Raw genomic sequence first — 14,922 nt, forward strand, 5'->3', positions numbered from 1 at the left:
GGTGCCTCCGAGAGGTCGCCGGATCAAGGAAGGCGCGGAGGTCACCTGGGGAGGGTGGGAATCTCCGCTCCTGCGAGCCGCTGGAAGGCCTGGGCATACGCCTGTGCGGCACGTTCGAGGTCGTCCGCGTCGAGCGCGGTTGATATGTTGATCATTCCGCGAGGGGTCGTGTAGATCCCGTCGAGGAGCAGCGCCAGGTGCAGGGCCGCAAGCAGTGGGGTGTCTGCCACTGCTCGGGCTTGCGCTGCGTTGACTGGTGCAGTTGTGCTCAGGTGCACGTTGAGGATGGATCCGGCGCGTGTGACGGTGGCTGGGATCCGGGCTTCGGCCGCTGCCGTGGTGATGGCGTCGGCGAGCTTGTGCGCTGCCAGGTTCAGCTGGTCGATCGCGGAGGCGTCGAGGTGCTGGAGCGTGACAGTGCCGGCAGCTGCGGCGGCGAGGTGGCCGTTGAAGGTTCCCGAATGGCTCAGGCCACCGGTGGTGGTGGCTGCCGTCAGGGAGAGCAGCTGTTCAGGGCCGCCGATGGCGCCGATAGGCAGGCCGCCGCCGATCACCTTGCCCATGACGGTGATGTCGGGTCGAAGACCCAGCTGGCTCTGTTCGCCGCCGGGATGGTTGCGCAGTGACTGGACTTCGTCGAGGACGAACAGTGCCCCGTGGGCGTGCGCCAGGCGGGCGACGGCTGGCAGGAAGTCGGGGTGGCTCGGGATGACACCGCCGGCGCCGAGGAAGGGCTCGGCGAAAACGGCGGCGATGTCGTTGTCCAGGGCTTTTTCGACTGCGTCGAGATCGTTGTAGGGCACGGTGACGACGTCCGGGGTGCCGGCCAGCAGCGGCGGGGCGCTGCCGTGGTAGCCCCCGTCGAACATGAGAAGGCGGTCACGGCCGGTGGCGTGGCGGGCCAGACGGGCGGCGAGCACGGAAGCCTCGCTGCCGGAGTTGGTGAACCGGACGCGTTCCACCGAGGGAACACGCTCGATGAGCAGCTCGGCGAGGGCCACCTGCCGCTCGTGCGGGCTTGAGAGGGCCGCACCGTCAGCGAGCGCGTCGGCCGCCGCGCGGGTGGCCGGTGACCACGCGTTGCCGTGCATCAGGGAGGTGTAGTTGTTGACCAAGTCGAGGTAGTCGGTGCCGTCTACATCGCGGAGGCGCGAGCCGTGGCCGGTCGCCAGGGCGAGCGGATAGGGCGGGTGGTAGGTGGTCGACCGTGTCTCGCCGCCGGGCAGGGCTGCCGCCGCGCGCCAGTGGGCGGCGGCGGATCCTTGCGTGCGGGCGCGGTACTCGTTGAGCAGGCTCTCCAGCAGGGTGCCGGGAGCCGGGCTGCGGGTGGCCGTCGAGGGGGTGGTGGTCACAGCAGCGTACTTTCTTCGGAGGTGAGGCTGGTGAAGGAGGCGTCGAGGAGCTCGAGGAGAAGATCGATTTCCTCGGCGGTGACGGTGAGCGGAGGGGCGACGAGGATCGCGTTGTTGATGCCGCCGGTCGCCGGGTAGACCAGCAGTCCCTGGTCGCGCGCCGCGAAGGTGGCCGCGCGGGTGAGGGAGCCGATAGGGGCACCGGGGCTTCGGGCGACCCGGTCGCTGACGAGTTCCAGCCCTTGGAGCAGGCCGAGACCACGGACTTCCCCGATGACCTCGTGCCGTCTGGCCAGCGCTTCCAGTCCGGCCCGCAGCTGCTTGCCCCGCTCTGCCGCGTTCGCCACGAGGCCTCGGGACTCGATGGCCTCCAGGACGGCGAGCGCCACGGCACTGCCGAGCGGGTTGCCACCGTAGGTGTGCCCGTTGGTGACCGATGCGGTACCTGCCGCGATGGCGTCGATGATCTCCTCGCTGACCAGGACGGCCGACACCGGCGCGTATCCGGCGCCCATGCCCTTGCCGAGGACTACCAGGTCCGGGCGGACGTCCCAATGCTGGGAGGCCAGCATCATGCCGGTGCGACCCATGCCTGTCATGACCTCGTCCGCGATCAGCGGCAGGCCTCGTTCACGGCACAGTCCGGCCAGCGCCTGAAGGTAGCCGTCGGGCGGGGTGATGGCGCCGCCGGCCGCACCTCCTACAGGCTCCACCACCACGCCCGCCGCAGCAGGACCGTGGGCGTCCAGCACCTCGGCCGTATGATTGACGAGGAGCTCGGTGAACTCCGCGTCGTCACGGCCTTCGGCGAATCGGTAGGCGTAGGGCGGGGTGAGTTCGTTGAACTCGTGCAGCAAGGCTTCGGCGACCCGGCGACGCTGCGGATGACCGGACAGCGACAGGCCCCCCAGGGTGGCGCCGTGGTAGCTGACCGCGTGCGAGGCGAACTGTGACCGGTTCGGCTCACCGCGCTCCCGCCAGTACTGCAGCGTCAGCCGCAGTGCCGTCTCGACCGCTTCGGATCCGCTGTTGCACAGGAAGACGTACGGGTAGCCGGTCATGGCGCCCAGGCGCTCCGCCAGCGCCTCGGACTGCTCGCTGTGGAACGTTCCGCGGTGGGCGAAGGTGATCCGCTCGGCCTGCTCGTGCAGGGCGCGCAGGATCTCTGGGTCCGAGTGGCCAAGGTTCGCGGTGACCGCGCCGGAGCATCCGTCGAGGTAGCGACGGCCGTCCGTGTCGTACACGAAAACACCTCGCCCGTGGCTGACGAACGGCAACTCCTCACCGAAGAAGAACTTGATCAGACGACTTCCGGCGGGCTGCATCCGGCCGGACCGAGTCGTTGTCGCCTGAGGCATCAGACACCCTCCTGACTCTTCTGCGCAGGCGGCGCAAAATCGAAGCTTTGTACTGCGTACAGGATGCATTGAACATCGGCCAAGAGCAAGCCCCAGACCCCTCCCCCATTCATCCATAAAACCCCCGCTCGAAACCTTCTCGTTGTACATAGGACAAGCAATCAGCTGAGGTGGCCGTTGGCGGAGTGCCGGCGGCGGGTGTTGTAGCGGGTTAGCCAGGCGAAGACGGTCCTGCGGCAGGTGTCGGCGTCGCCGTAGTCGTGGGCGCCCTGGAGGGTTTGGCGTTTCAGGGAGGCGTGGAAGTTTCGCAGGCCGCGTTGTCGGCGCTGGTGCCCACCGCGCCCATCGACCGGGTGACCCCGAGTTGGTCGCAGAGGCCGGCGAAGGCCCGGGAGCCGTACTGGGCCCCGTGGTCGGAGTGGAACACCGCTCCGTCGAGGCTGCCCCGGGTGTGGGCGGCCATCCGCAGTGCGTCAGCGACCAGGTCGGTGCGCATGTGGCCGGCAATGGACCAGCCGACGACCTTGCGGCTGAAGCAGTCCGCGAGATAGAGGAACTCCCCGCCTGCGAGCGGGAGATAGGTGATGTCGCCCATGTATTTCAGGCCGGGTTCGGTAGCGGTGAAGTCCCGCTGGAACAGGTCCGGGACCGGTGAGACTGCCGAGTCCGGGACAGTGGTACGGACGCGTCTGCGCAGGCGGATACCGGTGATGGAGAACATCCGCATCACGCGGGCGACGTGCTTCTCGTTGATCCGCAGGCCCTTCTCCGGAGCTCGGCGGTCATCCGTGGGGAGCCGTAGGCGCTGTTGGACTCGCCGTGGACCTCGCGGATCCGCTCGGCCAGGAGCCGGTCCTTGCGCTGCCGGGCCGCCCTCGCCTGCCGGCCGGCGACCCACTTGTAGTAGCTGGACCGGTTCACGTCCAGGACCTCGCAGAGCCGCTTCACCTCGTAGGTGTCCCGGTGGTCGTCAACGAACTGGAAGCGGCTCATCACCAGTTCGTCTCTCCGGCGAAATGCTTGGCCGCCTTGCGGAGTATCCAGGCCGCTACCCGCACCGCGACGAGGTCGTCACCTACCTCACCTCCTACGCCGCCCGTCTGGACGCCGACATCCGCACTGGCACCCGCGTCGCCGACATCCGCCCGGACGCGGTCGGCTTCAGCCTCGACCTGGAAGGTGGAGGGCAGCTGTCGGCGCGCGCGGTGGTCGCGGCGTCCGGCACCTTCGGTCGCCCGTACCGACCGGCGCAGACTGCCCGCCGTCTCAGCGGAGAGACCGGCGCCTTCATCAGCTACAGCCCGAAGCGCCGTACCGCGTTCGCCAGGATGTGGAACACCGGGGTGCACGTGAAGCATTGGAGCCAGACGCGGGGCTTCCCCTCCCTACGCAAAGCCGTTGCCGACGGACGCCCCCGCCGTACAGGTGAGACGGATCCGGCAGACGGCGCTGGAACTCAAGCGTCGCCCGACCGCGCACAGCTGCGAAACTACTACCTCAAGCGTAGCCGTACCATCCAGGAGCAGAGCTGGTCCGTCGTCGGCAAGGCACTCCGCGGACGAGTGGCGAAGGCACCCGCGGCGATGGACATCCCGGTCTTCACCCAGGACTTCATCGCCAGGGCGAACCCGGAGGAGGCCGCGGCCGAGGCCGGTTTCGACGCGGAGACCCTGAAGAGGCTGCTGGCCGGAGAGCAGGACACGGTACTGGCCGGCTGCGTCGATCACCTTGCAGGCCCCGAGACGCCGCCGGGCATGCCGTGTACGGCCTCCTTCTTCGCCTGCCTCCAGTGCGACAACGCCCGCGCCCTTCCGCACCAGCTGCCGGTCCAGATCGCTGCCCGCGACCGGCTCCTCGCCACGCGTCCAAACTCCACAAGGGAATGGCCGTCCCCCAGCCCGTGGGCTTCTACGACGTGACCAACCCCGCCACCCGGGACTTCGTCTGGTCCGCCGTACGACGCAACTACTACGACCTCGGTGTCCGAGTCTGGTGGCTCGATGCCTGCGAGCCCGAAATCCAGCCAGGCCATCACGGCAACCTCTCCTTCCACGCAGGACCGGGAGCCCAGGTGGCCGGAATCTACCCACGCGACAACGCCAGGCTCTTCGCCGACGGCATGGCCCGGGCAGCCGCGGAGACCGGTAGGCCCGAGGACGGCGAGACCGTCCTGCTGTGCCGCTCCGCGTGGGCCGGCCAGCAGAAGTACCCGGCAGCCGTCTGGCCAGGCGACATCGGCCCGACCTGGGAGGCGCTGCGGCAGCAGGTCCGCGCGGGCCTGTCCATCGCGATGGCCGGCATTCCCTGGTGGACCACCGACATCGGCGGCTTCCACGGCGGAGACGTCCGCGACGAGGCATACGGCGAACTCGTCGTCCGCTGGTTCCAGTTCGGCGCCTTCTGCCCCCTCTTCCGCCTCCACGGCTACCGCGAACCGCGCCCGGAAGTCGGCTGGAACGGCACCGGCGGGCCGAACGAGATCTGGTCCTATGGGGAAGCCGCCTACGAGATGATCAAGGACGTCGTCCTCCTGCGCGAACGGCTGCGCCCTTACCTCCACACCCACCTCGACCAGGCATCGGAAACCGGCCTTCCGGCGATGCGGCCCCTCCTCGTCGACTTCCCCCACGACAAGACGGCCTGGACCACGGAGGACGAGTTCATGTTCGGTTCGGACATCCTCGTCGCTCCAGTGCTCCACCCCGGAGCCCGGAGCCGGGACGTCTACCTCCCCGAAGGAGCGACCTGGACAGAAGCCTGGACCGGCGGTGAGGGCGGACAGACAATCACCGTCGACGCGCCACTCGACCGCATCCCTCTCTTCCTGCGCAACGGAGCAGCCCTCCCCATCGCGTCCGAGGGGGCGTAGCCTCGCCCCTTGTAGTGGGACCGGCGGGCTTGGGCCTGGCCGTGTCGGTGGAGCACGATCGGCGCCGCCTCCGCCGCGCGCACCCCGCCCCGCACCGGGCGGATCGCGGCCCGGACCCAGTCGCCGATCCGCTCGCCGCGCGCCCCTGCCCGCCGGAGCTGCGCTTCACCTGCCGGGGCAGCTCGGCGATCAGGTCGTCCACACGGACCTCCTCCCGCCCGGCCGTTGGCGATCACGGTGTCGTTGGTCTTGGCGACCGGCCGATCATGGTCTGGTGTCGGCGTACGCGTGCCGTTTCCGGTGGCAGCGGCTGGCGCGGTGCTGGCGGCGCCAGGTGGACCACCACAGCAGGTGCTCGGGGGCCCGTCGGGGCGAGGAAAGGACCAGGGCCCATAGCGGGCGGAGAAGTTCGTGGCTGCTGAGGGAGACGATATCGGCCTCGGCGGGATCGTTCCGGCCGGGCCGTGCGGCACGTTCAAGGGCTGCGGTGACGGCCAGGAAGGCGTAGGCGACCAGGGTGATCACGCGCCAGCGGTGCCAGGAGTTCCAGCAGGTGACCTGGCCCTTGTCGAGGTTGCCTGGTCCCCAAGGCCGGATGCACTTGCGAGCAGTTCGCCCGCTGCCCCGACCAGCCGATCACCTCAGCCACTGAACAGGATTCGGGTCCGCCGCTAGGAAGGAAGCGGGGACCCGGCCGCCGTCGCCATGGCGCAGGTGCCGTGAGCCACTGACCGTGGGACGCGAGACGGCTGATATCACCACGGGTCGAGAGGGCAGGGGCACGAACTGCGCTGACGATCTCCGCCAATCGCTCCGTCGTATCCCCCGGAGGCCGCATGAGCCACGTTTCGTATTCGCGGAGGGCGCGGAGGAGGTGCGCTTGGTTCCATATGAGTGTGCGGTTGAGGAGTTCGGTTCTGCAGGAGCGGATCCGGCGTTCCATTACTGCGTTCATGCGGGGTACGCGGATACCGGTCTTGATGATTGCGACGTCTTCGTCTTCGAGTGCGGCGTCGAAGGCATCTGTGTATCTGCTGTCGCGGTCACGGGTCAGGTACTTCACCGTTGCGCCGGCGTCGTGGAGGTCCGTGGCGAGGTGCCGGGCGAGTTGTGTGGTCCAGTCTGTGGTGGGGTGGGCGGTTGCGGCGAGGACGCGAATATGCCGCGTGGCGTGTTCGATGATGGCGAAGATGTACAGGGGTGGTCCGGTCAGCGTCCGGGTTTCGAGGAAGTCGGCGGCAAGAATTGCGTGTGCTTGGCTGCGGAGGAAGGTGGTCCAGGTCTGGCGGTCGCGCTGGGGTGCGGGATCGATGCCGTTGCTCTGGAGGATCTCCCATACCGTGGAGGGGGCTCATTTGACCCCGAGGGTGGCGAGTTCACCGTGGATCCTTCTGTATCCCCAGCTCGGGTTTTCTCGGGCCATGCGCAGGATGAGGGTGTGGATGCTGCGGTGGGTGGGTGGTCGTCCTGGCCGTTTGGGACGGGAGGCGTTGGCGTGGCGGCGGCGTAAGAGGTCGCGGTGCCAGCGGAGGACCGTGTCGGGGGAGACGATCAGATGAAGTCGCCGGAGTGTGGTGCGGGGGAGCCGGTGGAGCAGGGCGGCGAGGAATATGCGGTCGGGCGGAGTGAGCCGGGTTTGGCGACCTGGCGTTGAAGGACGGCCAGTTGGTGGCGCAGGGTGAGAATCTCAACGTTCTTGTCGTGTCGCTCATCGGCAGCAGCTGTAGGAGAGCGAACACGTTGGTAAGCGTGAGGTAGAGGAGCCGCAGCAGCACGATGGATCACCCTGGCGTACCCAGCCCGGTGATTCTCAGCCGCATCCTTAATCCTGCAGGTCACAGCCTACGGATGAGGGTTTCGGCACCCACAAGGTCGCCGCGGAGCCCCCCAGCAGCGCAGAAGGCCCGCCGGCCGCGCCGGCGGGCCTTGTCGGGCGGTGACGGCGCTACGCCCGCCCGGGGTCGTGGTCCTTGCAGACCTGGAGCGTGCTGTCAGAGCTGCAACCGATCAAGTCGCTGTTCTTGTCGTCCGTTCCTTCCTTGGCCGGGAGGGTGGCGGTGCCGGTTCCGGTGAACGTATTCCCCACATCGTTGGTGATTGTCCACGTGCCGGTCACCTGCTTCGTCAACTGGGCGCGCATGAACCAGCCGTACTCATTGGGCCTGATGTGAATGGTCGCGAATCCGCCCTTTGTGTTGTCCGTCTTCCAACTGTTCGACCAGTTCCCCTGGACCGCGACCTCCACCTGTGCCTTTACGGGACTGTTCTCACCACCGATGGTGAGACCCCCTGTGGTGGTGACAGATCCGCCCGCGGTGTAGGTGTAGCCCGTGGTCTGGCTCCAGCTCACCTGTTTGTCCATGTTTTCGGTCGTGCCGTTGATCACTCGCCCGCCCTCGGCTGTCACGTTCTGGAATGCGCCGAGGGCCGCCGTCGTACTGCTATCCACCTTGTAGGTGGCCGTCGGGATGGTGCTGGACCCGCTGTTGAACTGCGTCAGGGCATACTTGATGGCCATCGTGCGCAGCTGAGCTTGCTGATGAGACAGGCCGGCGCCGACCCACCACACCTGCGCTCTATTGCCGCCAATGCAGTCTCGAACCCCGACGGTGGCAAGTTCGGACACGTCCGTGGTGGGGGCCATGCACTTGTTGTCGCCGACATGGCGGATCAGATAATTGTAAGGCGCAGTGTCGCTCTCCGGCTGGAGATACCACTTCTGCGCATCGGTGTCACCACAGTCCGACTCGCTGATGTTACCGGCGTAGGTACCGGTGGACACGTCGACGCACTTGCTGGACGTGCCGTTGACCAGGCGGAAGGTTCCGTCGTCATTGGGCCGGATCGTGAAATCATCATCCGTGCCGGACACGTTTGGGTTCCCGATGGTGTAGGCCGTCCCGTCAGCGTACTCGTAGTCCCGGAAGAGGGTGAAAAGTTTGCCGTCGGCCTGCAAGGTGTCTATCCGGACACTCATCTCAGGGTCGAAGCTGCCGGTGTCTGCGTGCGCCCTCGGCGCGTTGGGCGGCGACAACATCACTCCCAGAGCCGCAAGGAGGACGGCCAGCATCGCGGCGGTCCTTCGCGATGCCGGTCTCCGGGTGATCGTCTCAACGGTCATGGTGCCTCCACTTTCTGTAAGCCATGCTCCTGGGGCCTGGTCAGGTGACCCCGAGCGGTGCCCACGTCACGGTCCTTCGAACCGAGGCCTGGCGCGAACACCGGTCACGCCGTTCGCCTGGTCGGTCTGATCCGCCGTAGGACCGTCAACGTAGGCAGGGATGGCCGGATGTACATCCGTGAGCTCACGGATACCGCTTCGACTGCGGGGGTGGACAGGGACTGGATCTTCGTGACCGGACGTCAGTCCTGTGACGGCGGCCCGTCCAGGTTCTTCTGGCGGATGACCGCGGTGGCGAGTTCGACCCGTGAGGTCAGCTCCAACTTCTGGAGGATGTGGGATACATGGGATTCGACGGTGCGTCGTGAGATGGACATACGGGCGGCAATGTCGGGGTTGGAGCGCCCATCGGCGACGTGGTCGGCAACGATGTGTTCGGTGTCCGTGAGCGCCTCCCACCCGTATCGGGCACTCCTACGCGGTCTGCGCGGGTTCCGGTGGACCGCGTGGGCGCGCAGGCGGGACCTGGCGCGGTCCGCGTCCCATGGGGCGTCCAGGCGGGTGTAGATCTCCCAAGCACGGTCGAGTAGCTCGCGGGCCTCGGCCGGGCGCCGCTGCTGGGCCAGCAGTTCCGCCGCGTCGGTGTAGGCGTGCGCCTCGCTCAGCGGTCTCGACGCCTGCTGGTAGCAGCGGGCAGCTTCCAGGAGGAGATCCTGGTCCCGGGCCAGTAGCCCCTGGCACCGGTGCGCGTCACCGAGGTGGTACGGGGTACCGCTGTGGTCGGCCCGTCTCCGGGCAGCTTCGGCGTAGCGCCGTGCATTCGAGAGATCCCCAAGGGCCAGACCGATTCGGACGAGATCGGGCGTGAGGAAGCAGAGGATCAGTTGGCCCGGCAGGTGACCCACACCGTGGTCGAAAGCGGCGGCGAGCCGGGCGTAGGCGCGCTCGGGACGGCCCTGGGCCTCGTCCGCAAGCGCGTCGGCGGACAGCGGCAGGTACTCGTAGAACCAGGCGACGGTGCCGCTGTCGGTCGCCGCCGCCGCGGCGGCAAGATGCGCCTCGGCGGCGGCCCGTCGGCCGCGGTGCACCGAGATCAGCGCCGCCAGCGCCCGCAGCGCTCGGCACATCGCGAAGTGCTCGCCGGGATCGAGCCCGGCCTCGATTTCGGCGAGGGCGTCGTCCCAGCGGCCCGCATGGAACGCGAGGAGGGCGCAGGACAGGTGGTACCAGGGCAGATGGACACCTCCGCTGCGCTCCGCCGCCTCGCGGACCGCCGCGAGGATGCGCTGCGCGTCATGAGCGCGGTCGAGCTCCATGTGGCTGTTGGCCAGGGCGAGTAGGAGCCCGACCCGCTGTGCGGGATGCATCGTCTCAGGTGTGAGCCGAGCGGCGTGCCGTGCCAGTTCCAGGGCCTCGGTGCCAGGCGCTTCGAGGAAACGTTTCGCCGCCAGTGCATGCAGAGCCGTGGCCAGGGCGGCACGGTCGTCGATCGCTTCGGCTGCGCGCCGGGCAGCCGAAGCGACCGCACCCGCTTCAGACAGCCTGCCCAGCGCGAACAGGCACTGTGCGCTGAACGCCCGGAACCGGATCACCTCCAGCGGAGGTACGTCCGGGCTGCCGCACGCAGCGTGGATCTCGACGAGCGCCAGGTCGGGTCGGCCGCGAGCGAACGCGGCATGAACGGTGATCCACCGCAGCGGACCCTCCCACCCCGGGTCACTGGTCCGGGCCAGTGCACAGCGGGCGGTTTCCTCCGCCTCGGCCAAGTGGCCGCTGGACAGCTGCGCCACGGCGCGGTACAGCCGGAGTTGGTCACGGCGTGCATCACCGGGGTCGGTGAGAGCCTGTGCCCGGTCGATCAGGAGGAGTGCCATGGCCGGGGCCCGGGACGTGAGTCGGGCCGCGGATTCCAGGACCCAGTCGATCAGGAATTCTCCCGCCGCCGGCGCCGCGGCCAACAGATGCTCGGCGACCCGTTCGGGCACCGCTCCGGCGCCGGCGAGTGCCTGCGCGGCCCTGACATGCAGCATGGCGCGGACAGAGCCCGAGACGGCGTCGTACAGGGCCTGCCGTACCAGGTCGTGACGGAACACCAGCCGATCGCCGACATCCCGGAGAACTCCGGCCGCCTCGGCCTCCGCGACGATGCCGAGGAGTTCATGTGTCGGCCGGTCGAGGACCGTGGCAAGATCGGTGATGGTGTAGTCGGCTCCGAGCACCGAGGCGACGCGCAGCGCCTGCAACACCTCATCACGCAGATACCGCAGCCGGTGCGTGATCAGTGCGGTCAACGACGGAACGGGGAAACCGACGATGGCCTCCGCGAGCCCGTCACGGAGCTCGATCGCCTTCTCACGCAGCAGCGCGGCGGCCAACTCCTGTACATATAGAGGATTTCCCGCCGCTCCCTCGGCCATGCGCCGCAGCCGCGGACCGGGCTCACCGCCACACAAGTCGGCCAGCACGGCCGACACGGCAGCCGGACTCAGCGGCGCCAGCTCCAGCATCGTACAGTTGCGAACGGCCAGGCTCTGGGCGAGCCGGTCGACTTCCCCCCGAGGCACCGGCCGATAGGCTCCGATGAGGAGCAGCGGCAGCTGGTGAACCGACCGCAGTAGCTGACGCAACATCAGAAGGCTTGCGGAGTCGGCCCACTGGAGATCGTCGACGAATAGCGCCAGCGGTTGCTGCGCACACAGGTCTTCGACCAGGCCGAGCATCGCCTCGACGGTAGCGAAGTCCGATTCGGCCGCCCCGCCGGGCATCCCGTACCGGTCCTCGCCCCGTAAGATTTCGCCGACCCACGCCACGGAGGCATCGGCCGACTCCGTATCCACCCCCAGACAGGCCGAGATCACCGCGAACGGGCGCTGGTGTTCCCGTTCCTGTGCCGCCCCGTACAGCACCCGCATGCCACACGACCTGGCGGTACCAGCGGTCACTTCCAGCAGGGCCGTCTTGCCCAAACCGGCCTCACCGACGATGAACGCCGCGTGCCCCGTGCCCGCCTGTGCGTCCGTTGCCCATCCTGCCAGCTTCGCCGTCTCCGCGTCACGGCCGATCAGCCGCCCCGGCACCTTCACCACGCCCCTCCTCTGTGCTTCGGCCTCACCTGGCGGGACGTCACCCCGGCGGCTCTCTTACGCCACTCGGAGAATCGCGCGAAGAAGATCAGCGGCCGGAGCAGCCAGCGACGCCGGACCTTTCCAGGTCGCCGTCTGCTCAGGCGGCCTGCGGCCTGGGCCGCCTGTGGCGCCGCCTCGACCACCTGGACGCCAACTGACCACTCGATTCCTTCGGCTGCGGCGGAAGCCCAGTCGTCACGGGGGGTCGGCAGCCAGGTGAGGATCCGGCTGCTGATGCCCGATGCGCGCGGTACCGGTGCTTCGTGCATGCGGGCGGCGCCGGTCGACGTCGCGCCGCCAACCATCGCTGCGCGAGCGCAGGGGATCATGCCATGCCCGTAGCCGTCGCCCTTCACCACGGCCATCACGCCGACGGAACCTGCCGCATCGCACAGTCGGGCCGCGTTGTCGCGGATCGCCGCACGATCGATCCGCGCCTCCGCATGCGGCGTTCTTTCCTCCGCCCAGTGCATGCGGCCGGTGGCCTTGTGGAGACTGCCGATTGTCACGCCGTCGTCCTTCCATGGAGTCCTGTGATGCCCCGTTGGGCCGCAGGTGGAACCATGGTGGCGATGGGGAAAACGGCCGTCATCGTACGAACGCCACTGCGTTGCCGCGGTGGGGAGTGCGGCTGGCACAACGAGGGCGACGACGCGCCGGGCGCCGGGCTCGGCAGGGATGCGTTCGTCCTGACCACCTACGGCACCGCCTGGCTCAACGCCGGATAACTCGCCCCCTTCAACTGGTCGTTGATCGCTGGACGAGGCCCAGCACGTCGAGAACGCGACGTCTGCCGCCCCCCCATTACCTTCTTCGTGGCCCCGCAACGGGGCTCCCGGCCTCTGGAGCTGGCATGACTGATTCCCCCTGTCGAACGCATGGCCCGGGAGGGGTGGTGTCACCAGCTCCGGAGGCATCGACAGACCGCTAATTAGCCTCGCCGTTTCGCGCGCCAGCAGACTCGGAGGTCTTCGTGACGTAGTAGATCTTGAGTCGTAAGCTCGTTGTCGCCTGCCGGTGGAAGTCCGGTCCGGGTAGCTGCCAGGAGGCCCGGTAGCAGACTGGCGGCGTCGGGGGGAAACGCTCGGCGTCGAAGCCCAGTGTCGAAAGCCCTGTAAGGGGGAGCAAAGCAGCGGTCCGTAGCATCACGCGAAGCCTGCGGCGTCGTTAGAGGCCCGTCTTTCGGGGCGGGGACAGGGAGTGCCGAGCCCCCGAAATCAGGGCGAAGGCCATGGAAGCGGCGAAGATCCTGGAGATGCAGCCGTGAAGGACTCCCCGGCGTATGGGGCATGGAACGTTGCGACGGTGACAGCGGGAACTGGGGAGGCCCTCCCCGCCCCGGCGGCCTGCGGACAGCTGCCGTCGGAAGCTGCTGCGCGTCCTATAACCGGGTGCACCCCGGGAAGTTAGCGCGGGCCGGGTGGGCGTCGGAGGCGGCCGTAGTACCGCGATGAGCCGAGGAGACAACACAACTCCCGGCCATGGGAAGGGCCGCTGCTTCGTCGATGCGCAGTCTGTCTGGAGGGGCTTGGTGAGTGCCACATCGGCTATTTCCGCCACGTCGGGATCCCTGAAGGTGGATCCGGTCCGAGCCTTGCAGCATGCGCTCTACCGGGCGGCCAAGGCTGATCCCGGACGGCGGTTCCACGCGCTGGGGGACAAGGTCCACCGCAGGGACGTCTTGCGGCGCGCGTGGGTGATGGTGCGTCGGAACAACGGCGCTCCGGGCATTGACGCCATCACTCTCGCTCAGGTCGAGGAGTACGGCATCGACCGGCTCCTTGACGAACTGGTCACGGAACTCAAGGAGGGCCGCTGGCGGCCGCTGCCCGCGCGCCGGGTGTTCATCCCGAAGCCCGGCACGACCGCGGAGCAGAGGCCGCTGTCGATTCCTTCCGTCCGCGACCGGATCGTGCAGGCCGCACTGAAGATCGTGCTCGAGCCGGCCTTCGAGGCCGATATGCTCCCGTGCTCGTTCGGGTTCCGGCCCAGGCGCGGGGCGCACGATGCCCTCCAGGTCTTGATCGATGAGGCATGACGGGGCAGGCGGTGGGTGGTGGAGACGGATATCGCCAACTGCTTTGAGGCGATTCCGCATGAGAAGTTGATGCAGGCGGTCGAGGAACGCGTCTGCGACCGGTCGGTCCTCTAAACTCCTGCGCGCGATGTTGCGGGCCGGGGTGATGGAGGGCGGGCAGGTTCGTCGGCCGGTGGCGGCGACCCCCCAAGGCGGTGTTGTTTCACCGTTGATGGCGAACGTCTATCTGCACCGGCTGGACCGGGCATGGGACGTGCGTCGTCATGGGGTTCTGGTCCGTTATGCCGACGATGCTGTGGTGATGTGCGCTACCCGCGAGCAGGCCGAGGCTGCCCTTGGGCAGCTGAAGGTTCTGCTGGCCGAACTCGGTCTGGAGCCGAAGGCGGCCAAGACCAGGATTGTGCACCTGCAGGTCGGAGGCGGGGGAGTGGACTTCCTCGGTTTCCACCACCGGTGGGTCACGTCCCGGCCTCGCGGCGGGCGGCGTCCGATCGCCTTCCTCGCTCGCTGGCCCTCGGACAGGGCGGTGCAGCATGCTCGTGACCGGATCCGTGAACTCACGGAGCGGCGCACAACGTTGCGGCCGGTCAAAGTGATCGTGGAGGACGTGAACGCGTTCCTGCGCGGATGGGCCGCGTATTTCCGGTTCGGGAACTCGGCCCACCGGTTTGACCAGATCAGCTCGTACGCACGGATGCGGATCGGCGGGTTCATCGCCAAGAAGCACCGTCGCAGCCGGAAGTTCGGCTGGTCGGTGGTCGCCCACGCGGCCTCCGACTCGTTGGGGCTGGTCGCCCTGCACGGGACCGTCGTTGCACCCAGACCCTTTAGGGACCGGCGGGGCAGGCCGAATGCCGGTGGTGAACGGCGTCGGTGAGCCGTGTGCGGGAGAACCGCACGCACGGTTCGATGCGGCGGGGGCTGGAAACGGAGCGGACGTACTTCGCCACCGCGCCAGCCCCCGACCCTACGCTTGGGGTGGGTGAGCTGGTCTGAACGTGTGGGTGCCGGAAACGGTGTCGCCCTATGCGACCTGCTTGTATTCGTGGATGAGGCCAT

General features: G+C 68.1%; 11 protein-coding genes and 2 pseudogenes. 5 read left to right on the forward strand and 8 right to left on the reverse strand.

Annotation, left to right across the window (positions count from 1 at the left end; genetic code table 11):
* Positions 1–41: 41 nt before the first annotated feature.
* The 3 genes and pseudogenes from JK363_RS36745 to JK363_RS45100 all read right to left on the reverse strand — a co-directional run.
* Positions 42–1,352 (reverse strand): aspartate aminotransferase family protein, encoded by a 1,311-nt coding sequence (locus JK363_RS36745; RefSeq protein WP_201882205.1) that lies wholly within the window; start codon positions 1,350–1,352, stop codon positions 42–44.
* The gene (locus JK363_RS36750) at positions 1,349–2,710 is read right to left on the reverse strand and encodes an aminotransferase class III-fold pyridoxal phosphate-dependent enzyme (RefSeq protein WP_201882207.1); all 1,362 of its coding nucleotides are present in this window, start codon (positions 2,708–2,710) and stop codon (positions 1,349–1,351) included. Before JK363_RS36750 ends, JK363_RS36745 begins: the two co-directional genes overlap by 4 nt.
* Before the next feature lie 161 nt (positions 2,711–2,871).
* A pseudogene (locus JK363_RS45100) lies at positions 2,872–3,750 on the reverse strand (IS3 family transposase); the annotation flags it as partial.
* A gap of 522 nt (positions 3,751–4,272) precedes the next feature.
* Here JK363_RS45100 and JK363_RS45105 point away from each other — a divergent pair.
* Together JK363_RS45105 and JK363_RS36770 are read left to right on the forward strand one after the other, a co-directional pair.
* The gene (locus JK363_RS45105; RefSeq protein WP_236076417.1) at positions 4,273–4,629 is read left to right on the forward strand and encodes a hypothetical protein; all 357 of its coding nucleotides are present in this window, start codon (positions 4,273–4,275) and stop codon (positions 4,627–4,629) included.
* Entirely contained in the window at positions 4,593–5,579 is a 987-nt protein-coding gene (locus JK363_RS36770; protein ID WP_201882212.1) for a glycoside hydrolase family 31 protein, read from the forward strand. Before JK363_RS45105 ends, JK363_RS36770 begins: the two co-directional genes overlap by 37 nt.
* Positions 5,580–5,843: 264 nt before the next feature.
* Here JK363_RS36770 and JK363_RS36775 read toward each other — a convergent pair whose 3' ends face one another.
* The 5 genes and pseudogenes from JK363_RS36775 to JK363_RS36790 form a co-directional block, all read right to left on the reverse strand.
* Positions 5,844–6,104, reverse strand: coding sequence for a hypothetical protein (locus JK363_RS36775; protein ID WP_201882214.1), 261 nt, complete (start codon positions 6,102–6,104; stop codon positions 5,844–5,846).
* A 316-nt stretch (positions 6,105–6,420) separates the two neighbouring features.
* Positions 6,421–7,354 (reverse strand): annotated as a pseudogene (locus JK363_RS43285) (transposase family protein); the annotation flags it as partial.
* Positions 7,355–7,524: 170 nt separating this feature from the next.
* Positions 7,525–8,700: an RICIN domain-containing protein gene (locus JK363_RS36780; RefSeq protein WP_201882216.1), complete on the reverse strand. Its 1,176-nt coding sequence runs from the start codon at positions 8,698–8,700 to the stop codon at positions 7,525–7,527.
* Positions 8,701–8,942: 242 nt separating this feature from the next.
* The gene (locus tag JK363_RS36785) at positions 8,943–11,786 is read right to left on the reverse strand and encodes an ATP-binding protein (protein WP_201882218.1); all 2,844 of its coding nucleotides are present in this window, start codon (positions 11,784–11,786) and stop codon (positions 8,943–8,945) included.
* A complete protein-coding gene (locus tag JK363_RS36790) occupies positions 11,780–12,334 on the reverse strand; it encodes an alanine racemase (protein WP_201882220.1) in 555 nt (184 codons plus the stop codon). Before JK363_RS36790 ends, JK363_RS36785 begins: the two co-directional genes overlap by 7 nt.
* Positions 12,335–12,397: 63 nt before the next feature.
* Here JK363_RS36790 and JK363_RS36795 point away from each other — a divergent pair, with 63 nt between their 5' ends.
* From JK363_RS36795 to JK363_RS44045, 3 genes are all read left to right on the forward strand, one after another.
* Positions 12,398–12,553 carry a hypothetical protein gene (locus JK363_RS36795; RefSeq protein ID WP_201882222.1) on the forward strand — a complete coding sequence of 52 codons (156 nt, stop codon included), beginning with the start codon at positions 12,398–12,400 and terminating at the stop codon, positions 12,551–12,553.
* Between the two features lie 722 nt (positions 12,554–13,275).
* Positions 13,276–13,863, forward strand: a complete 588-nt coding sequence (locus tag JK363_RS44040; protein ID WP_201882223.1) for a reverse transcriptase family protein — start codon at positions 13,276–13,278, stop codon at positions 13,861–13,863.
* 127 nt (positions 13,864–13,990) lie between these two features.
* A complete protein-coding gene (locus JK363_RS44045) occupies positions 13,991–14,740 on the forward strand; it encodes a reverse transcriptase domain-containing protein (RefSeq protein ID WP_201882224.1) in 750 nt (249 codons plus the stop codon).
* The last annotated feature ends 182 nt before the right edge of the window (positions 14,741–14,922 follow it).

It is taken from the genome of Streptomyces coffeae (assembly GCF_016741875.1).
Lineage (GTDB): Bacteria > Actinomycetota > Actinomycetes > Streptomycetales > Streptomycetaceae > Streptomyces > Streptomyces coffeae.